Annotated in this window: 19 protein-coding genes and 2 tRNA genes; 9 read left to right on the top strand and 12 right to left on the bottom strand. The window is 33.1% G+C overall.

Annotated features, from left to right (window positions below):
* Positions 1 to 278: 278 nt before the first annotated feature.
* The 8 genes from OPS21_RS00345 to OPS21_RS00310 form a co-directional block, all read right to left on the bottom strand.
* Complete coding sequence (locus tag OPS21_RS00345) at positions 279 to 455, bottom strand: hypothetical protein (RefSeq protein WP_264336400.1); 177 nt, start codon at positions 453 to 455, stop codon at positions 279 to 281.
* A gap of 63 nt (positions 456 to 518) precedes the next feature.
* Positions 519 to 1,760 carry a citrate synthase gene (locus OPS21_RS00340; RefSeq protein ID WP_264336401.1) on the bottom strand — a complete coding sequence of 414 codons (1,242 nt, stop codon included), beginning with the start codon at positions 1,758 to 1,760 and terminating at the stop codon, positions 519 to 521.
* An 80-nt stretch (positions 1,761 to 1,840) separates the two neighbouring features.
* Positions 1,841 to 2,110: a 30S ribosomal protein S20 gene (gene rpsT / locus OPS21_RS00335; protein ID WP_108784107.1), complete on the bottom strand. Its 270-nt coding sequence runs from the start codon at positions 2,108 to 2,110 to the stop codon at positions 1,841 to 1,843.
* 43 nt (positions 2,111 to 2,153) lie between these two features.
* Positions 2,154 to 2,879 (bottom strand): lysophospholipid acyltransferase family protein, encoded by a 726-nt coding sequence (locus OPS21_RS00330; protein WP_319606856.1) that lies wholly within the window; start codon positions 2,877 to 2,879, stop codon positions 2,154 to 2,156.
* Positions 2,880 to 2,935: 56 nt separating this feature from the next.
* Positions 2,936 to 3,922 carry a site-specific tyrosine recombinase gene (locus tag OPS21_RS00325; protein ID WP_264336403.1) on the bottom strand — a complete coding sequence of 329 codons (987 nt, stop codon included), beginning with the start codon at positions 3,920 to 3,922 and terminating at the stop codon, positions 2,936 to 2,938.
* A gap of 370 nt (positions 3,923 to 4,292) precedes the next feature.
* A complete protein-coding gene (locus tag OPS21_RS00320; RefSeq protein ID WP_264336404.1) occupies positions 4,293 to 4,928 on the bottom strand; it encodes a DnaA ATPase domain-containing protein in 636 nt (211 codons plus the stop codon).
* A 105-nt stretch (positions 4,929 to 5,033) separates the two neighbouring features.
* Positions 5,034 to 6,107, bottom strand: coding sequence for an AI-2E family transporter (locus tag OPS21_RS00315; RefSeq protein ID WP_143689365.1), 1,074 nt, complete (start codon positions 6,105 to 6,107; stop codon positions 5,034 to 5,036).
* 49 nt (positions 6,108 to 6,156) lie between these two features.
* Positions 6,157 to 7,047 (bottom strand): alpha/beta hydrolase family protein, encoded by an 891-nt coding sequence (locus OPS21_RS00310; RefSeq protein WP_265027647.1) that lies wholly within the window; start codon positions 7,045 to 7,047, stop codon positions 6,157 to 6,159.
* 100 nt (positions 7,048 to 7,147) lie between these two features.
* Here OPS21_RS00310 and ispD point away from each other — a divergent pair, with 100 nt between their 5' ends.
* Positions 7,148 to 8,353: a 2-C-methyl-D-erythritol 4-phosphate cytidylyltransferase gene (ispD, locus tag OPS21_RS00305; RefSeq protein WP_264336406.1), complete on the top strand. Its 1,206-nt coding sequence runs from the start codon at positions 7,148 to 7,150 to the stop codon at positions 8,351 to 8,353.
* An 83-nt stretch (positions 8,354 to 8,436) separates the two neighbouring features.
* On the opposite strand, the gene OPS21_RS00300 is transcribed toward ispD, so the two are convergent.
* From OPS21_RS00300 to OPS21_RS00290, 3 genes are all read right to left on the bottom strand, one after another.
* Positions 8,437 to 9,303, bottom strand: coding sequence for a ParB/RepB/Spo0J family partition protein (locus OPS21_RS00300; RefSeq protein WP_264336407.1), 867 nt, complete (start codon positions 9,301 to 9,303; stop codon positions 8,437 to 8,439).
* Complete coding sequence (locus OPS21_RS00295) at positions 9,300 to 10,139, bottom strand: ParA family protein (protein ID WP_265027646.1); 840 nt, start codon at positions 10,137 to 10,139, stop codon at positions 9,300 to 9,302. Before OPS21_RS00295 ends, OPS21_RS00300 begins: the two co-directional genes overlap by 4 nt.
* A gap of 84 nt (positions 10,140 to 10,223) precedes the next feature.
* A complete protein-coding gene (locus OPS21_RS00290) occupies positions 10,224 to 12,704 on the bottom strand; it encodes a response regulator (protein WP_264336409.1) in 2,481 nt (826 codons plus the stop codon).
* Positions 12,705 to 12,862: 158 nt separating this feature from the next.
* On the opposite strand from OPS21_RS00290, the gene hemF reads away from it, so the two are divergent.
* The 8 genes from hemF (at position 12,863) to sucD (ending at position 18,448) form a co-directional block, all read left to right on the top strand.
* Positions 12,863 to 13,687 carry an oxygen-dependent coproporphyrinogen oxidase gene (gene hemF / locus OPS21_RS00285; RefSeq protein WP_264336410.1) on the top strand — a complete coding sequence of 275 codons (825 nt, stop codon included), beginning with the start codon at positions 12,863 to 12,865 and terminating at the stop codon, positions 13,685 to 13,687.
* An 82-nt stretch (positions 13,688 to 13,769) separates the two neighbouring features.
* Positions 13,770 to 14,909, top strand: a complete 1,140-nt coding sequence (locus tag OPS21_RS00280; RefSeq protein ID WP_264336411.1) for a hypothetical protein — start codon at positions 13,770 to 13,772, stop codon at positions 14,907 to 14,909.
* A gap of 68 nt (positions 14,910 to 14,977) precedes the next feature.
* Positions 14,978 to 15,049 (top strand) — tRNA-Glu (locus OPS21_RS00275).
* A gap of 32 nt (positions 15,050 to 15,081) precedes the next feature.
* Positions 15,082 to 15,777, top strand: a complete 696-nt coding sequence (locus tag OPS21_RS00270; protein ID WP_264336412.1) for a 16S rRNA (uracil(1498)-N(3))-methyltransferase — start codon at positions 15,082 to 15,084, stop codon at positions 15,775 to 15,777.
* Positions 15,778 to 15,899: 122 nt separating this feature from the next.
* Positions 15,900 to 15,973: transfer RNA gene (locus OPS21_RS00265), tRNA-Pro, on the top strand.
* 198 nt (positions 15,974 to 16,171) lie between these two features.
* Positions 16,172 to 16,372 (top strand): 30S ribosomal protein S21, encoded by a 201-nt coding sequence (rpsU, locus tag OPS21_RS00260; protein ID WP_015588134.1) that lies wholly within the window; start codon positions 16,172 to 16,174, stop codon positions 16,370 to 16,372.
* A 30-nt stretch (positions 16,373 to 16,402) separates the two neighbouring features.
* Entirely contained in the window at positions 16,403 to 17,563 is a 1,161-nt protein-coding gene (gene sucC / locus OPS21_RS00255; RefSeq protein WP_264336413.1) for an ADP-forming succinate--CoA ligase subunit beta, read from the top strand.
* 3 nt (positions 17,564 to 17,566) lie between these two features.
* A complete protein-coding gene (gene sucD / locus OPS21_RS00250; RefSeq protein ID WP_064085491.1) occupies positions 17,567 to 18,448 on the top strand; it encodes a succinate--CoA ligase subunit alpha in 882 nt (293 codons plus the stop codon).
* Positions 18,449 to 18,454: 6 nt separating this feature from the next.
* Here the strand turns inward: sucD and dapF are convergent, their stop codons facing one another.
* Positions 18,455 to 19,249 carry a diaminopimelate epimerase gene (gene dapF / locus OPS21_RS00245; RefSeq protein WP_264336414.1) on the bottom strand — a complete coding sequence of 265 codons (795 nt, stop codon included), beginning with the start codon at positions 19,247 to 19,249 and terminating at the stop codon, positions 18,455 to 18,457.
* Positions 19,250 to 19,313 lie beyond the last annotated feature (64 nt).

Raw genomic sequence — 19,313 nt, 5'->3', positions numbered from 1 at the left:
TAACCTCGATTAGTTTTAATTAATTTAAGATTGTAAACGGGTGCATACATATGTCCCATGCAACTATTCAAACGTATCGAGAGATGGGCTAGTGTACCTTGATCCGAACGGTTATAATACCAACAGTTGGTCGGTCGCACACGCCCGTGATAACTCTATTCCTATAGTGAGTAGGGTTATCTTCCCTCTTATCTCCTTTATATCATATTTTTAACTTACAATTCAACTATAGGTAAATCACGTGCTGGACACTCAAGAAAATTACTTGACCCCAATTACTATGATGAAGATGCACAAAGAATTAAAGATGATAATTCGGCTAAAGATAGTGGCCTTGGCACTTCTTCAGCACGATCTTCTTTTAATGATAAGCCCAAACCAATACTTGACCAACCGTCTGTATTACAATCTGAACAGTGTTCTACAAAAAAGCATACATCAGTTGGTAAAAACATAAGTTGCTGTATTTTATAGCTAAAGAAAATTAGACTATTTGAGGACAAATTGTGAATGAAAGTTTATTTGCCAAGGTATAGCTGCCTTGGCCTACAAATCTTGGTTTCTTTATCGGTTACCATTTCATACCACTGGGCAACCCAACCAGTGGTTCTTGCAAGTGCAAAAATGGGTGTAAACATACTTGAAGGGATACCGATAGCATTTATTATTATACCTGAGTAAAAATCAACATTTGGATATAATTTACGCGTGATGAAATATTCATCCTTTAAAGCTACTTCTTCAAGTTTTTTTGCAATTTCAAGTAATTCATTGTTTTGCTCTAGTTTGCTTAAAATCTCATGACAAGCATCCTTTAATATAAGCGCGCGCGGATCATAGTTTTTATAAACACGATGTCCAAACCCCATTAGCTTAAATGGATCTTTATCATCTTTAGCTTTCTCAATGAATCTATCTACATCTCCACTTTGCTCTATCTCTTTTAGCATATTTATAACTGCCTCATTAGCTCCACCGTGTGCTGGACCCCAAAGTGTAGCAACTCCTGCAGACAGGCTTGCAAATAGATTAGAACCAGCTGACCCTACCAATCTGACAGCTGCCGTAGAAGCATTCTGTTCATGATCAGCATGGAGAGTAAATATTTTATCCAGAGCTTTTGCAAAAAGGGCATTATCAACAGCATCGCCAAATATCATCTTTAAGAAATTTTCACTGTAACTTAATTCATTGTTAGCATTTATGAATTCCTGATTGTTGATATGCCTATAAGTCATTGCAACAATTGCAGGAACTTGTGCTATTGCAGAAATTCCAAAATCTAAATCCTCACCATTGACATTGTTGCTATGCATTTCATGGTAAGACGCTGACAAATTTGCAAAACATGCAATCAAAATCGACATAGGGTGAGCAGTTTTTGGAAATGCTTTGATTACATTTGTAACTTGCTCTGATACTTTGGACAATTCTTGTATTTTGAAAAGAAATTTTTTGTGTTGCTCTGAACTTGGTAGTTCACCATAGAGTAATAAATAAATCACAGCAGTAAAACTATTATTTTCTGCCAAATCAGCTATATCATGTCCCCTATATTTAAGAACTCCTTCATCTCCATCAATGAATGTAATTGCAGAAGAACATGAAGCTGTAGAAACAAATCCTGGATCGTAAGTAAATAATCCAGTTACTTTATATAAATCCTTGATATTTAACACGTCAGGACCTATTGTTCCACTTAATATGGGTAGCTCAATTTTTGACCCATCACTTAGTTCCAACAATGCTTTTTTATCCATCACTTGAGCTACTTAAATTTTATACAAGGTATACAAATTGAAGAGTATACATTAATCCGGTTAACCTTACATTAACCATATTATGCTGTCATCAATGCTTTTACTTTTGCATTTAAACGACTTATTTTACGCGCAGCAGTATTCCTATGAATAACACCTTTATTTACACATCTATGTAAATTGGATTCAGCATTCCGAAATGCCAAGACAACATTCTCTTTATCACCAGACTTGATTATATCAACTAATCTTCTAATAGCAGTACGAGTTTTGCTTTTTCGCATCTTATTCACTAAAGTACGCTTTGCTATTACCTTTATCATTTTTTTAGCACTCTTATGATTTGCCATATATTAATACCTGTACTTTTCTTTTAATTATAAAGTCTTTTTGTTAATTTGCAATATCAGTTTTTTCTGGAATTAATCTACTACTTCTCTCTTCAATGATTTTTTCTAAACTTTGCAAGAATTCATTTTTGTTTAACCCGGGATATATGGGAGGTAATATTTCTATTACCGCCTTTCCGGGATTCTTTCTCAGAGAAAGTATGCTTTTTGGCCAAAACAAACCAGTGTTTAAAGCAATCGGTAATACAGGAACAGATAATACGCTATATAAAGCAGCGATACCTGGTTGATATTTTATATTTTGGTTTATAGTCGTTCTTGTGCCTTCAGGAAATATTATTATGCCTCTATTTTCTTTTATACGCATTTTTGCTAATTTCATGATATGACGCACAGAACTAATACCATCTGAGCGGTTAATAAAAATCATTTTTAATGCCATAAGATGCAAACCAATGAATGGAATCCATTTCAATTCACGTTTTAAAATAAAAACTGCTTTTCTAAATAGTAGTATAAAAATAAATGTTTCAAATGGAGATTGGTGTTTAGATGCAATTATAAAAGGTTGCTCAGGAATGTTTTCCATTCCCCTCACTTCATATTTAATGCCACATAATAAACGTAACATGAATAATACAACTCTCACCGAGCAAACGAGGAAAATGGTTATTACACACTCAGGAAAGAAAATTACAGGAAGAGTAATAAAAGTGTAGAATACTTCCCATAATATAAGGAGTAAATTAAACAATAAACTTGCAATCACAAACATACGTAAACTTATTTGAATTTAACTTTACTACAAAATTAAAAGCAATAAGTTTAATTATTGATCATCTGAGTAATAGGATGAGAATCAGCTAATTTGTCCTTTAACTTTTCGTTAGCAATATGAGTATATATTTGCGTTGTAGAAAGATTAGTATGGCCAAGAATTTTTTGTATCAGCACAATATTCGCTCCGCTATTCAGTAGATGGGTAGCAAGAGAATGCCTAATCACATGTGGGGAGATTTTATTTTCATCAATATCGCACTTTCTTGCTAATTCCTTTATTAATTGACCAACTCTTTGCCTTGTAATTGGTTTATTAGGTTTATCACCTGGGAATAGCCAATCAGATTTTTTGTTGTTAGGGAGCAGGTTGTCACGAACTGATAAATAATCTTTAAGGCTTTGCAATGCTTGCTCATTAAAAAAGATTTGCCTTTCTCTGCCACTTTTTCCCTTTATTATTATATAGCCTTCTTTACCATTACTGTTTACTAAATGTGATACTTCACATAACTTCATATTAATTAATTCAGAAACACGCATCCCGGAAGAGTAAAGGATATCTAAAATTGCACATAGCCTTTTACTGCTTATCTCTTTATTCGATCCGCTTGCTGATTTTTTTACTGTTTCCATGAGCAAAAATATTTCTTGAACACTTAAATACTTAGGCAAAGGACGGGAAACTTTTGGATTTCTTAATTCATTATCATTAGCCGGTGCTGGATTAAAGTCTATTATTCCATCATTAAATAGGCACTTATAGAAATTTTTGATAGCAGATATTTTTCTTGATATAGAGCTAGTTTTATATTTCTTTTGTGTACGTAAAAAGCTTACATAATCTTTAATATTAGCTTTACTTGCACCAACTAAGGTAGTGCCTCCTTCTAATAAAAATTCTTCAAGTTGGTGTAAATCTGAACGATAACTTTCCAAAGTATTTTGTGTAGAGGATTTTTCGGAAACCAAAGTATCTATGTAATACGTTATGTAAAGATTCTCTTTTTTATTTTGTAGTTGTTTATTTTTCATTATCAGCTCCTATATTTATTTCTTTGACTATAATTTGATTGAAAGTATTTTTTGTGTTTTTTATAAGAAAATATGAGATAAACAAAGTATTTATCAATAAAGTAAGTACTACAAACCTTTGTTTTAACCTTTTTTTTAAATTTGATCTTATTTTTACCATATTTTAATTATAACATCAAATCTATAAAAAACATCCTGTAAAGTAAGTTTTACTATCGTAAAAATATCCCTTAGATATGTCTGTTTATTCTTATTACATCATAGTATTTATTATAATTTTAACATAAAGAAATAGTGATTTCAACTTCATTATTGTATGGGTATTAATAAATCTTTAATATATATAACAAATGTCTTGCAGCAGAAGGAATCACTTGGGACTTTTTTTTAATAAAGTGTTAATAAAAGGAATGGTTACATTTGATCCTATGGATTCACTATCTATTTTTTCTATAATTTTATTAATGCTGTGGAAAGAACGTTCTATTCTTGCTAGAATATAATTAATTACCTTTAGATCAATTTTTAATTGTTTATCTGAAAATTGTTTTATTAGCATAATTCTTAATAACTCCTCGCTTGCAGGTAAAATTTTTACGCTGATAGTTGACAATATTCGAGAGCTCAAATCTTTGAGCTTGAAGTTAAGCTTTTTTGGTGAAATTGAAGAAGTGATCAGCAATCTCTTATCATTTTCCTTCATATAATTATAACAATGTAACAACATTTCCTCATCTTTAATGTTTTGTACATCCTCTAAAATAAACGCATTGCTATACCTAATCTCGCTTACAAAATTATTCACGTTGATAAAAATTGCATTGTTTATTGATTGCCAAATATGAGCAAGGTGAGTTTTTCCAGAGCTGTTAGGTCCAAAAAGAATCAGGCATTTCCAAGATAAATCGTTAGCTATTGAGTTATATACGTGCTTGTTTTCGTCTAAGATAATATAATTTTGCCAACAATAATCAACTTGATTATTGTTAAATAAATTTAATTGCACGTAAAGCCTCTTAAATTGCTACTTTTTGATAATAATTTTTGCATAAAAATTTACTTGCATTTCTCAAATGTATCAGAGGTCCTTTTTCTTTTTATCGTGAACTAATTAGCCATTTTTATAAAGCTCACTTTCAAAATATTTATTGACTGCATATTCTACTAATACACTGAACATTGCTATTATTGGAATAAAAAATAATATACCTATAAACCCAAAATATGAGGTACATATGACAACTCCCAAAATAATGATAGTTGGATGTATATGAACTTTTTTTCCTATTAATAAAGGCACTAATATGCTTGAGTCTATTAATTGACCAACACTAAATAATAGCAAGACAGCAGCACTTTCAAACCATCCACTAAATTGAGTAATGGCGCTCAAAAATCCGATAATAGTGTATAATAATGGCCCTATATAGGGTATAAATGTTAATGTTCCTGATAAAATTCCAATAGCTACAGAATGCTTCAGCCCAATTATGCTAAGGCCCACGGAGTAAAAGATCATCATGACTATACATACGTTTAACTGTCCCTTTAGGTAATTAGATATAATGAAATCTACTTTGAAAAAATAACCTGCAGCTTTTTCTCTGTAAAGAATGGGAATTAGTTTATTAGCCTTTTCTACAATTGAAGGCCAATCACGTAATACATAAAAAAACACCACAAGCGTAATAGCTATTAATGATACCATGTAAATCAAACTAAAGCTTGAATTTAGCACTTGAATTATAAGATTACTGCCCATGCTAAGAGCATTTATAAAATAAGATATATAATCACTGTAATTTTCTACTAGATTTTTAGACAAGTGATCAAATAAATTATCTTCAGTTTTTATATTAAGAAATTCTAGCACAGAAGGAATCACTTTAAGCTTTAATGAAGGTATCTTATTCACTAAGAAATTTAATATTAAAGTAATTTGAAAATATATAATAGGTAAAACAAATGTAATAACTAATATAAAAGCTATCAATAAGGCAAGTGTTATAAAAACTACAGAACATGAACGCGGTATTCTGTATTTTTCAAACTTGGTTACTAGAGGGTTAAACAAATGTGCAACAAAAAGGGATATTAGACACGGGACAATCATAGGACGCATCAAAAACAACACTCCTATTATGAAAAGCAGTACGCAACAAATAGTTATATGACGTTTTTGCATGTGTTTAGAATAGTCAATTTATCAAAAAATACACAGTTTTTTGTAAATACTATCTATTTATTGTTTTATTAGGTATGAGATCAAGCAAATTTTTATTCAATTCGCAACTAAATAAAACTCCGTTGTGCGGATCATATTCAAAGCTTTTCAAATTAACGATTTTGGTCAAATTTCTATTTAACGATTGATTATCTTCTAGTCCTTTTGCTAATTGTGCAGGATATGGTATTAAGTTGTCTCTTTCATGATTAATGATCACTATTGGTATATTCTCATTTTGTAATCCTCGTATATTGTTTGCTATATCGAAATCTAAATTTAGGACCTTGAGCATTTTTTTCAATAAGCATGAGGGCAGTACACTTAAAATCTTTGCTTGAGGAATTGGAAAATGCTTTATTGCGTTATGAAAAGAGCTAAAAGTGCTAGTAAAAATAATACCTCCAAGTTTAATGTTTTTGTCTGCAAAATATTTCAGCACTTCTGATGCAACTGCTCCTCCAAAAGAATGGCCGAAAAGTATAATGTTTTCAGGCTTCACACCATTGTCAATTAATTTACTAATTTCTTTTATTGAAGGCTGAGACAAGCTTTGATTCTTATTTATAAATGGAATCATAAGTAGTGATACAGATAAAAAGGTGCAAGTCAAAGCTGCTAAGATGGCTAAACTTGCTATCTTAGACGTCATTGGATTAATAAGTAATATTAAAATTGGTAATAGTATGGATACTCCTAGAAGCATGAAGCTTGCTGTTGCGTAGGTTATATAATTTTGAAACGTAGTTGAATATTTATGCGCATGAGTGTGAAAATTAGATCTGTGGGGGTATGTAAATTCACCTTGTATATATCTGGTAGCATTTTTATGATTATCACCTATCCCATGAAAAAATATAAGATGTATCTCATTTTCTTTATTATACTTAGCAACGTGCATTATTTTCTTCTAGCATATATTATACCTAGTAAAAGAATATTCTTTTTTGAGAATCAAATCAACTTTTTTAAAATGCTAAATAACCTATTACTATTTACTAATGCTGAAAATGATAACTAATAGACTTGAGAAATACAAGATAGCAGTATTAATAGTTGCAGCAGGAGTAGGAATTAGATGCAGTGCCAAAACCCCTAAACAATACATAAAACTGGCAGGTAAATCTGTTTTATTTCACACAATGAGAAAATTCTTAGCTAATCAGTACATAAGTTATATAGGAGTGGTAATAAATAAAAGTCACGAGAACTTCTATAAGGAAACAATATCATCAATTACAGATGCTAAATTACTAAGTCCAATATACGGAAGAGAGAGTAGGCAGAGTTCAGTTAAACTCGGACTGGAGAATTTGCAAAAGATCAATCCAGATTTTGTCATTATACACGATGCCTGCAGGCCTTTTGTGTCAAATGTTCTAATAGATGACTTGATAGAATCTATGATTAATGGTCAATATACAGGGGTAATTCCAGCAATAGAAGTCGAAGATACTATATCATTGGTAAGTAATAATTTTGTTGAATCTACGATTTTAAGGGAAAAGTTTAGAGCCATACAAACTCCTCAAATTTTTAATTTTGGAGAATTATTATCATGCCATCAATCAGTCAAAGAATTTACTGATGATTCATCACTAATGGTGGAGCATAAAAAACATGTTGCGATTATTGAAGGTGAGAAAAAGAATTTTAAGTTAACTACAAAAGAGGATATCAATATGGCAAAACTTCTCTTTGGAGAGCCAAAATTCCGTGTCGGAACCGGTTATGATATACATAAATTTGTTAAAATTCAAAATGATGCTAAGAGCTTTATAAAAATTTGCGGTGTGGAAATTGAGCATAATATGGCAATAGAGGCACATTCCGATGGTGATGTTGCAATACATGCAATCGTTGATGCAATACTCGGAGCACTAGGATGTGGCGATATAGGAGAACATTTTCCTCCTAATTCCCCTAAATGGAAGGATTACAATTCATCTCATTTTCTTGACTTTGCTGCTAAAAAAGCACAGGAAAAAGGATATAGCGTGTCTAATTTAGATATTACTATAGTTTGTGAAGAGCCTAAAATATCGCCTTACAAAGCAGGAATGAAGGAATTCATATCAAAAATATTAGAAATTGATGGTGAATTTGTAAATGTAAAAGCAACCACTGCAGAAAAATTGGGTTCTATTGGAAGAAATGAAGGAGTAGCAGCGTATGCTTCCGTGCTATTGCGTGCAAATTTTTATTGAAGTAGAAACGAAATAACTTACTTAACAAACTCCACCATTTCACTTCCATTACAAGGCAAGTGGGAAGGTTTGTCAAGAAATTTCTATGAGCTACTTTCGACATTAATAGCTGATTCAAGTTTTCTATTCAAAATTTTCAATATAAAATCCAATTCATTTGAGTTGTTATAACGTATCATGACTTTACCCTTAGAATTACTGTCATTAATTTTGATCTTTAACCCAAGCTGAGAAGATATAGCTCCTTCTAGTACTGCCATATCTTGATTTGTAGTACATTTATACTCTTTTTGATCATTATTTTGTTGTAAGTCTTTTATCAATTTTTCAGTTCGCCTAACGCTCAGGCCCTGAGAAACTATTCTTTTTGCAATACTTTCCGCATTTTTAACATTAACCAGCGCTCTTGAATGGCCCATAGACAATTTTTTCTCGTTGATCATTGTTTTTACTCCATCAGGAAGTGATAATATTCGAATCATATTGGTTATGTGACTGCGGCTTTTGCCTAAAATTAAGGCTAATTCTTCATGTGTATAGGAGAATTCATCTATTAGTCTACTATACGCTTCACCTTCTTCTATTGGATTAATATCTTGCCTCTGTATGTTTTCAATTATCGATACTTCCAAGCATTCCTTGTCATTTAAATTTTTTATGATAACCGGCACACTATCAAGATTTATGACCTTACTTGCTCGCCAACGACGTTCCCCTACTACTATTTCGTAACCGTCATTATTTGGATCTTTGCGCACCACAATAGGTTGTATGATACCATTTCTCTCTATCGAACCTGCAAGTTCTTTTAATGACTCCTCATCAAAATATTTTCTCGGCTGAAATTTGCTCGGGTGTAATAATGAAATAGGTAACCGATCTTCTTTATTATCATAATTATCGCCTATGAGGCCAGCAAGACCTTTACCTAAGCGCCTATTGTCCTTCACGCTGCACCCTCACTTACCAGCTTTTTCTCTTTAAAGATGCTCATGTGTTTCTTTAAAATTTCTTTTGCCAAACTTATATATGCTTGTGCACCAGGACACTTAAGATCATATACAATAGCAGGTTTCCCATGAGAAGGTGCTTCTGATAACCGCACATTACGTGGAATAATAGTCTCATATAATGGAATAATCGTTTTATACACCTTATCATTTAAATATTGGCAAATATCATTTTTAATCTGTTCGCTAAGCTTGTTGCGCCTGTCATACATTGTGAGCAATATTCCTTCTATTACTAAGAAAGGATTTAGGTTATTTCTTTTTATCAGCTCTACAGTCTTAACTAAATGGCTCAATCCTTCCAGAGCGAAAAATTCACACTGAAGAGGAACAATAATAGAGTTAGCAGCGGTCAGCGCATTGATAGTAAGCAGACCAAGCGATGGAGGACAGTCGATAATTATGTACTCATAATTACATACTTTCTCTAGCGTATCTTTTAGTACGAATTTTCCCCGCTCAAGTTGTGATAGCTCAATTTCTGCAGCTGATAAGTCAACTACTGATGAAATTAGTGCTAAATTTGGAATTTCCTTTATATTGAAAATTGCCGATTCCACCAACTCACTTCCTCTGCTCAGCAGTATTTTGTATATATTTTTTTCTTCCCTACTACGATAAGAAATCCCGAATCCTGTGCTAGCATTTCCTTGAGGATCAAGATCTACCAATAAAGTACTTTTCCCCACAGCAGCAAAGGCTGTCGATAAATTTATACTAGTTGTGGTTTTACCAACTCCACCCTTTTGATTTACTATTGCAATTATCTTGCTCACGCCTTTTATTTTATGTATAAAATAATCCTATTGTATATATGCAAGAAATTTTTGCATTAGAATTTTTTTTGTTGCCAATCACATTCAAAGTGGACTGCCTTTTTTTGTCTTGCACAACACATTGTGAACCTTATTTCCTAACTCATTCAGAGTAAATGGTTTTGGTAAAAAGTGAAAGTCTTCTATATTGATTTCATCACTCTTCAAAAAAGCATCTTCTGCATATCCAGAAATAAAAATAACTTTGATATTTGGCCTATGGATCAATGCTTCTTTAACTATTTCTGGGCCACTCACCTCTGGCATGATTACGTCAGTGATTATTAGATCTATGTGTTGATTTTTTTTTCTAATGATCTCTAGTGCCTCGCTGCCTATACTCGCTTCTATTACATTCAAACCTTTTCTTGTAAGCGCCTTAGCAGTAAACTTCCTTACTGAATCTTCATCTTCAATTAATAGAATTATACCATTACCTTCAATTTCTACCGGTTTCTCTATTTCTTCACTATCTTCCTCTTTATCATTTTCATCCGATATGTAAACTATGGGCAAAAATATGCTAAATTTAGTTCCATGATTTACTTTGCTAGCAACATAGATGTATCCTTCAGTTTGTTTAATAATGCCATATACAGTAGAGAGGCCAAGACCTGTACCAGAAGTAATATCTTTGGTGGAAAAAAATGGGTCAAATGCCTTTTCAACTGTATCACTTGTCATTCCACACCCAGTATCAATTACTTCAATCACAACATAATTCCCATGTTCAATCATTTCCTTATCTGGAGAAAACATATCCTGAGGTGTAGAGTTTAATGAATTAATCTTTTGATTAAAGGTTCGTATAGTTAACTCTCCCCCCTTTTCCATAGCAGCACCAGCATTAACTGCTAAGTTAAGCATCACTTGCTCTAATTGTCCTTGGTCAGCCCTAACAGCACCCAAATCGCTACCATAATAAATATTAAATTTTATATTTTCACCTATTAATCTTTTGATCATTTCATAAAGATTAGCTATCGTACCATTTACATTAATAATCTTTGGCTGCAAAGTCTGTCTTCTTGAAAAAGCAAGCAGTTGTCTTACCAAATTTGACCCACGTTTTGCATTTTGCTGTATCTGTATTATATCTCCAAAAGATGGATCGCTAGCTGAGTGCTGGAGTAAAAGCAAATCACAAAATCCTATTATTCCGGTTAATATATTATTGAAATCATGTGCAATACCACCTGCTAACTGCCCTATAGCTTGCACCTTTTGATAATGCTCAAGTTTTATCTCTAGTTTTTTACGTTCAGTATTATCAATAAAATAACAAAGTATGAACATCACTTTATTATGAAGAAACTTATTAAAATATATTTTCATGTTATTACCGCCATTGAGCTGCACATCAAAGGACGCATTATTTATCCTATTACTTGAAAAATATTCACGCACTTTCATATGATAACCATCTGATATCAATGCAAAGATAGAACCATTATTTGACCCCGCAAGTTTTACTAATGCTATATTTTTCTTTATAAAATTGCCATTTATGTCGCATTGTGCAATAGCAATTGACGAATTTGTAAAACAAGGGTGTAGTTGATAATCAACAATATTTGATTCAGTTGGTGTTATAAAGCCGTGTATATAGCTATGATTATATTTATCACAAAATGTAGCAGTACTCATATAAGCCTTAAATGGAGCACCGCTTATAGTAAAAAACATAATTTCATTTTTGGTTATTGTATCGTCATACTTCGATTGAGATATAAAATCATTGATTGAGCTACCTTTTTCCAATTTTTTTAGTTCAAACATGTCTAAAAATCTTTTATTTACAGATAAGATACCTCCTTTTGTATTTGCAACGTAAGTTGCTATATTGTGTTTCTCTATCAACTCTTCATATACCTGCTCTTTGTTTACCTGTGTTGCCTTCAGTACAAAATACCCATTCGGTCTTGCTATTGGTGCTAATGACAAATTTAAAGTCTTATTACTATTTATAGAAATTTGTGGATTATCCGGTATTGGTTCAGAGAGCAAAAGAAAATTAGATACTCTACTCTTCTTGCTTAAGGAAATGCATACTTGTACAGAAGTGTTATTTCTTAACGCATGATAGAGTGATTTTCTGTCTTTTTCTGAAACATCTCCTGCTTCAAGAATTTTATCTAGCGTAACATCATCGTTTATGTGATCTTTAAACCTTTCGTAGAATCTAGCATCAGCATAAATAATACCCTCATCTTTATGTAAAATGAGACAAAACTCTGTATTATGATTTAGCGCATTTGCAAATATTGCATTTTGAAACTCTATGATATTAAGTAGATACTTGTAACGTTTTATATTATATATCACAAAGAGAATCATTAGAGTGCTAGTTAATAAATTAATCTCTATATTAACATTCTGACTATATACATTAGAAAAATAGAGTACTGATATTGCTATTGGAGGTAAGAACATAATGACTGCCATCACAATAATTGACATCCCATAATTTCTTAGTATGAAGTCAACTCTGTTCTCTTTTTTGTTATCTATGTATCTTTTACTCATTATTATTGCTTGGCATCCTTGCACATATAAAAATATTCTACTATATTGATTTAATTATTATAGATTTATTAACATCCTTGATGGGTAGTTACTATCCCAATCTAATTAAGTCCTGTAAATATAGAGTACAATAATATTAATAGCCAACAGAAGGCATTATGGAAGAACAAAAAATACAAGCATTTAAATGGTTCTGCGCACTGAGAAACAAGATCACCGAATCTTTCTTATCAATTGAGGTGCAGTCATTCACAGAACCAAAAATCGAAAAAAGAAAGTGGAACCGACCAGGTGGAGGAAGTGGTGAATCTACAATTATCTTTGGTAATATTTTTGAAAAAGTTGGAGTAAACGTTTCAAGAGTATACGGAAAGCTTGCAGACTCAGCCATTAATGAAATTCCTGGTGCAAGTGAAAGCAATGGAGAGTTTTGGGCAAGCGGTATATCTTTAGTGTCTCACATGCAATCTCCCCTTATCCCTGCAGCACATATGAACACAAGGCTGATATATACCTCAAAACAATGGTTTGGTGGAGGAATGGACTTTACTCCAATTTATAAAGATGAGGGAGATTGCAAGTATATTCACGAATCAATTAAAGCAACTTGCGATGAGTTCAACATCGAATATTATCCGAAATTTAAAAAGCAATGTGATGATTACTTTTTTTTACAACATAGAAAAGAGCCACGTGGTATTGGTGGAATTTTTTATGACAATCTAACTTCTGGCAACTGGAAAAATGATTTTGAGTTCACAAAAGCAGTAGGTGAAGCATTTTTAGAAATTTACTTACACATCATACACAAACATATGCAAAAATCTTGGACAAAAGAACAACGAGAAGAACAATTGATAAAACGTGGCAGATATGTGGAGTTCAATCTTCTTTATGATCGTGGTACAAGGTTTGGTTTAATGACTAATGGTAACCCCGATGCAATTATGATGTCGATGCCGCCTCTTGTTAAGTGGGTGTGAAAAGCGGTTATTAATATAAAATAAATCGTTATAGTTTAAAATTGTACCACAATGGTGAGCTTTTGTATAGAGGGGTACAATCATGGGTATAGTAGATAGTTTTTTAATTAAATCCGCTAGAAATAGCAATATAAGAGGCGTGAGGCTAGCTTTAAGTCTTCATAATATAGTAAACAGCTTTGAAAAACTCTTTTCTAGAATTAATCCTTTTAGGAACAAGGGGTCATTTGACTTGAATAATGATCAAACTTTAAATCGAGCTTTAGAGTATGCAGTAACAAATCTTGATCATAATGTAATGACGTTACTTATTAGTGCTGGAGCAAATATTAGTGAAATAAATAATAGTATAGGAAATGTAATCCTTCAATATAAAAGAGCATCAGAAGCTATGCAGTACGGAGATAAGGACAGTCTCAAAGATCGTAAAGAAAAATGTTGTTTAGTGCTTGGTGAGCTAATAAAAAAAGAAAGAAAAGAAATATTGGAGATTTTGAAACAAACGGAAAGTTGTGACAAGCTTAAAGAGGAAGTAGAGCTAAAATTTAAGGCCAACTCACCTAAAAAACCTCCTAGAATTTTTGAGCATGATGATATTTTACTTTTAAAAGAGCCCATTTATGATGAGGTATATGACGCTAAGGTTAGTAACTCATTAGAAGAGTTGAGCGTATCGGAAGAATCCATTTATGCTGAAGTATATGATTTGCATAAAAGATCTACTGAAAATTTATCATTGAAAGATAGTGGTTGTTCTAGTATATCAGGAGAACCTATTTATGAAGATGTAGATGATTTCTCAGAGCAAAAAAAGCCCACTAGCTTAAATCATAAAGAGCAACCAGAGCCTATTTATGCTAAGGTAGATTTATCGAAAAAGAGATCAGAAAGACAAGCAAAACATATAAAAGATAATTCTGGGACTTATCATGGATTAGTGCAGGATAAAGTGAATAATTTGCAAGTAAAACTAAATGAGCAAAGTGCTAATAAGCCAGCGAGTCAGCAAATCAAGACCAAGGCTGGCTTTAACGTAAAAGAAATAAGGCAAAATTTTGAGCGTAGAGATTCTGGATACGATTCTGGCTATGATTCAGATACAAAAGTTGAACAAAAATTAGAATTAGGATCTAAAGCTCCTAAATCTGAGATAGGTTCAGTAAGCATTGAACATGGGGTAATAGGAGGCTGTCGATATAAAATCACTGATATATCACTCTAACTGTGTGATTCAAAATAATTGAATTGACTTTATATGTATAATCGATATAACTCAGTTAGATCCAAGTCGACTCTTTCGTCTAGTGGTTAGGACACCACCCTTTCACGGTGGTAACACGGGTTCAAATCCCGTAAGAGTCACTCAAACAGAATGCAAATAACTAAAGTTTTGAATGAAAAAAATTAGGCTTTATGTTGAAGAAGCTTTATCACAAAATGTAAGTTTGGCGCTTCATCCACGACAAAGTCACTATATTTACAATGTAATGCGGCTTAAGAAGCATGATAACATCTATCTTTTTAATGGAAAGGATGGAGAATGGTTAGGAGAAGTAGTGAATATATCAAGTAAATCGACAAAAATTATAATAAAAGAACGCACTAAACAACAACAACATGAAAAAAATCTATATTTGTATTGTGCTCTGGTAAAAAGCGGCGCCTTAAGCAACATAGTAAGACAAGCAACTGAAATGGGAGTAACCTGCATTCAATTTATTTCAACAGAACGTACAGTAGTAAAAAACATTAACCTAAGTAGAGCGAAATTACAGGCAATTGAAGCTGCGGAACAATCTGGTAGGATAAGTATACCAGAGATTTTGCTTCCCATTGATTTTTATGAATTACCCGATTCTCAGAATAAAAATTTTGTTTTGTGTGATGAAACAGGTGAAGGAAAACCTCCTAACAAAGTTCTAAAAGGCAAGAAAAACGTTGCTATTATTGTTGGCCCCGAAGGTGGTTTTTCATCTTGCGAACTTGATTCTGCCAATAAATTTTGTCAGAAACTGAGTCTAGGAAAAAGAATTTTGAGAGTTGATACTGCTGTAGTTGCTGCATTAACCTTCACCAATTGGTATAGCTAGATTTTTTAATATGGCTAGTGCAACTTGACACTCTATATAAAGAAATCTGCATTATATTTTTCCTAAAAGAAATAAATGAAACTTGCATTTTTCCGAACTATCGATACTCTTAGTAAAGAAGTCGGGGCGTAGCGCAGCCTGGTAGCGCATTTGGTTTGGGACCAAAGGGTCGGGAGTTCAAATCTCTCCGCCCCGAGATTAGAAAAATTACAAGAGCACTGTAACCTAAGAGCAATTTTTATCAGCAAGTAAATGATTGACAGCAGAATGAAGCTTTTTTCATATAAATCACTGCATATCATATTCTATCGCTCAAGTTTATAAAATAATTGACAATGTTAATTTTCTAATTTATAAATGGATTTTGAAGTGATTACCGAAGGAGGTATAGAGTTTGATTGAAGTATCAGTCCATTATGGTGATGTAGATAGAGCTCTTCCAGTGTTGAAAAAAATAATTCAAAAGGAAGGAAGAGGGCTCAAAATGAAAAAAAAATATCACGAAAAGAAATCAGAGAAAACAGCTAAAAAAAAAGCTGAAGCAAGGAAAAAGAGATATCAGCAAGAATGCAGAAGACAGCGTTATGGTTGGTAGTTTTTACTAAGGTTAATAATTAGTTATCTTATGAATATTCACGAATATCAAGCAAAGGAAATTTTACACAAGTTTAATGTCCCAGTACCAAAGGGTTTTGTTGTTACATCTGCAGAAGAAGTAGAAACTCAAATAAATCAACTAAAATCTGACGTGTTTGTGGTTAAAGCTCAGATTCATGCAGGTGGTAGGGGTAAGGCTGGTGGCGTAAAGCTGGCAAAGTCAACTAAAGAAGCTCAACAACTTGTAAAGGACATGCTTGGCATAACTTTAGTTACTCATCAAACAGGGTCAAGCGGACAGCAGGTAAAGAAAGTATACATTGAAGAAGGTTCAAGCATTAAAAAAGAGTACTATTTGAGTCTAGTAGTCGATCCAAAGCTTAGTAGGCTAGTATTTATATTTTCTTCAGAAGGTGGGATGGATATCGAAGAAGTGGCAAAAAATTCTCCTACAAAAATTGTGAAATTTGATATTGACCCTGCTACTGGTTTTACAAATCTTGATAACAGTAAACTTGCCAATAATTTTAATTTGAATTCAGAACAAATAGAAAGAATAACAAATATTGCAAAAAATATATATGATGCGTTTATTACAACTGATGCAAGCCAAATAGAAATTAACCCACTAGTTGAAACAAATTCCGGGGATTTTGTTGCACTTGATGCTAAAATTAATTTTGATGACAACGCTTTATATCGTCATCCAGAAATCGTGCAGCTTCGTGATTATGATGAAGAAGTTAAAGAAGAGATAGAAGCTTCAAAACATGGACTTAGTTACATCAAAATGGATGGCAATATTGGTTGCATGGTGAACGGTGCAGGTCTTGCTATGGCAACAATGGATATAATAAAGTACTATGGAGCAGAGCCTGCTAACTTTCTAGATGTTGGTGGTGGAGCAAGTAAGGAAACTGTCACTGAAGCATTTAAAATTATATTATCTGATAGTAATGTACAAGGAATTTTGGTTAATATATTTGGCGGTATAATGCGTTGTGATATCATTGCAAATGGAATAGTTGAAGCTGCAAAAGAAATAGATATTAAGGTCCCTTTAGTGGTTAGATTATCAGGCACTAACTTTAAAGAAGGAAAAAGAATTTTAGAAGAGTCAGGGCTAAATATTATTGCTGCAGACGAACTTGACGAGGCTGCACAGAAAATAGTACAAGAGGTGAAGTAGAGTATGTCTGTTTTAGTAAATAAAGATACAAGATTAATATGCCAGGGCTTTACTGGTGCACAAGGTACATTTCATTCAGAACAAGCAATTAGCTATGGAACCAAAATGGTTGGCGGTGTAACTCCTAGCAAGGGTGGAAGCACTCACCTTAATTTACCAGTTTTTAATACCGTAGCAGAAGCTAAAGAAAAAACTGATGTGAATGCTACTGTGATATATGTACCTGCTAAATTTGCAGCTGATGCAATACTTGAGGCAATAGATGCAGAGATAGAATTAATAGTTTGCATCACAGAGGGCATTCCTATACTTGACATGGTAAAGGTAAAGCACGCTCTCGCTGGTTCAAACAGTCGATTGATTGGCCCAAACTGTCCAGGGGTTATTACACCCGAAGAATGCAAAATAGGAATTATGCCAGGACATATTCACAGACGTGGACATATAGGAATTATGTCTCGTTCTGGAACTTTAACTTATGAAGCGGTAGCACAAACAACCGCTGTTGGTCTTGGTCAGTCAACATGTATAGGAATTGGAGGGGATCCTGTTCATGGTATGACGTTTGTTGACTGTATGGAGCTCTTTTTAAAAGATGACGATACTCATGGTATTGTAGTTATTGGTGAAATAGGTGGAAACGAAGAAGAGGATGTATCACATTTTGTGAAAACAGAAAAAACTAAAAAGCCAATCGTTGGTTTTGTAGCAGGTCAAACAGCACCTCCAGGAAGACGTATGGGGCACGCTGGGGCTATTATCTCCTCTAGTGGCGGAAGTGCTGGTGCAAAGTTAGAGGTTATGCGCAGTGCTGGGATTGCGATTGCAGAAACCCCTGCTGTGATTGGTAAAAAGGTGTTAGAAGTAATGAGTGTCAGTGCCTAGCCTAGGTCATAAAAACCCTATATCCCCAGTCATCAGTATATTTTTTGACCACTCAATCAGTAACTGACCTCCTGGTAAACGCACTGAAGTTTGTTTAGTAGCCAAACACTTACGAAGTATAGATGCAACAAATGCTGCACAAGCCGCACTACCACATGAAGCAGTAATACCTGTTCCTCTTTCCCAAACTCTTAAGTTTATTTCTCCAGATTTTTCTATTTGTGCAATACTAACATTTGTTTTCTGAGGAAATAATTCGTGATTTTCTAGCTTTGGTCCTAAATTCTGCAATGGTATTTCGCTTATGTTATCAACAAAAAAAACTATATGAGGGTTACCAATATTTACTGCAACTGGCTCTTTCAGCATTTCAAGCTCTATAGGTAGATAAAGGGGATCGCATTCACAAGAAAGAGGAATTTCATTCCATTTAAGCAGTGGTTTACCCATATTGACCTTTATTGATTTATCACCTACTTTAAAACATTCTAAGATACGATTATTTATCAGCTCAATAGTGATATATTCAGTACCTTTTTCTAACATTATCAAATACCCAACACAGCGTGCTGCGTTTCCACACATTTCAGCTCGACTACCGTCAGCATTGTAGATATGCATAAAGCAGTTTGCAGCATTAGACATTGTTATAATTATCACTTGATCACAACTGCCTTGATCAGCAATTTGTCTATAATTCCAGTCTAAATTATTTGCTGAACGTGAGTCTATGATAACAAAACTATTGCCAGTACCATGCATCTTTACAAACGGGATCTTGTCTGTTAGGTTACTTACCATTATAGCAAAATTATATAAGTGAAAATTTTTCTTCTAATTACAGCTGTTTTGTATTCTATAGTTT

This window comes from Wolbachia endosymbiont (group B) of Chorthippus parallelus, assembly GCF_947251815.1.
In the GTDB taxonomy this organism is placed as follows: domain Bacteria; phylum Pseudomonadota; class Alphaproteobacteria; order Rickettsiales; family Anaplasmataceae; genus Wolbachia.
Note: the sequence above shows the minus strand (reverse complement) of the source record. Positions and strands in the feature narration are given on the sequence as shown.

Coding starts and splice junctions, on each gene's coding strand:
- OPS21_RS00345 (WP_264336400.1), bottom strand. CDS start 455: ATGTTTTTACCAACTGATGTATGCTTTTTTGTAGAACACTGTTCAGAT.
- sucD (WP_064085491.1), top strand. CDS start 17,567: ATGTCTGTTTTAGTAAATAAAGATACAAGATTAATATGCCAGGGCTTT.
- ispD (WP_264336406.1), top strand. CDS start 7,148: ATGCTGAAAATGATAACTAATAGACTTGAGAAATACAAGATAGCAGTA.
- OPS21_RS00270 (WP_264336412.1), top strand. CDS start 15,082: ATGAAAAAAATTAGGCTTTATGTTGAAGAAGCTTTATCACAAAATGTA.
- OPS21_RS00340 (WP_264336401.1), bottom strand. CDS start 1,760: ATGGATAAAAAAGCATTGTTGGAACTAAGTGATGGGTCAAAAATTGAG.
- dapF (WP_264336414.1), bottom strand. CDS start 19,249: ATGGTAAGTAACCTAACAGACAAGATCCCGTTTGTAAAGATGCATGGT.
- OPS21_RS00315 (WP_143689365.1), bottom strand. CDS start 6,107: ATGCAAAAACGTCATATAACTATTTGTTGCGTACTGCTTTTCATAATA.
- OPS21_RS00310 (WP_265027647.1), bottom strand. CDS start 7,047: ATGCACGTTGCTAAGTATAATAAAGAAAATGAGATACATCTTATATTT.
- OPS21_RS00280 (WP_264336411.1), top strand. CDS start 13,770: ATGGGTATAGTAGATAGTTTTTTAATTAAATCCGCTAGAAATAGCAAT.
- OPS21_RS00325 (WP_264336403.1), bottom strand. CDS start 3,922: ATGAAAAATAAACAACTACAAAATAAAAAAGAGAATCTTTACATAACG.
- hemF (WP_264336410.1), top strand. CDS start 12,863: ATGGAAGAACAAAAAATACAAGCATTTAAATGGTTCTGCGCACTGAGA.
- rpsT (WP_108784107.1), bottom strand. CDS start 2,110: ATGGCAAATCATAAGAGTGCTAAAAAAATGATAAAGGTAATAGCAAAG.
- OPS21_RS00290 (WP_264336409.1), bottom strand. CDS start 12,704: ATGAGTAAAAGATACATAGATAACAAAAAAGAGAACAGAGTTGACTTC.
- sucC (WP_264336413.1), top strand. CDS start 16,403: ATGAATATTCACGAATATCAAGCAAAGGAAATTTTACACAAGTTTAAT.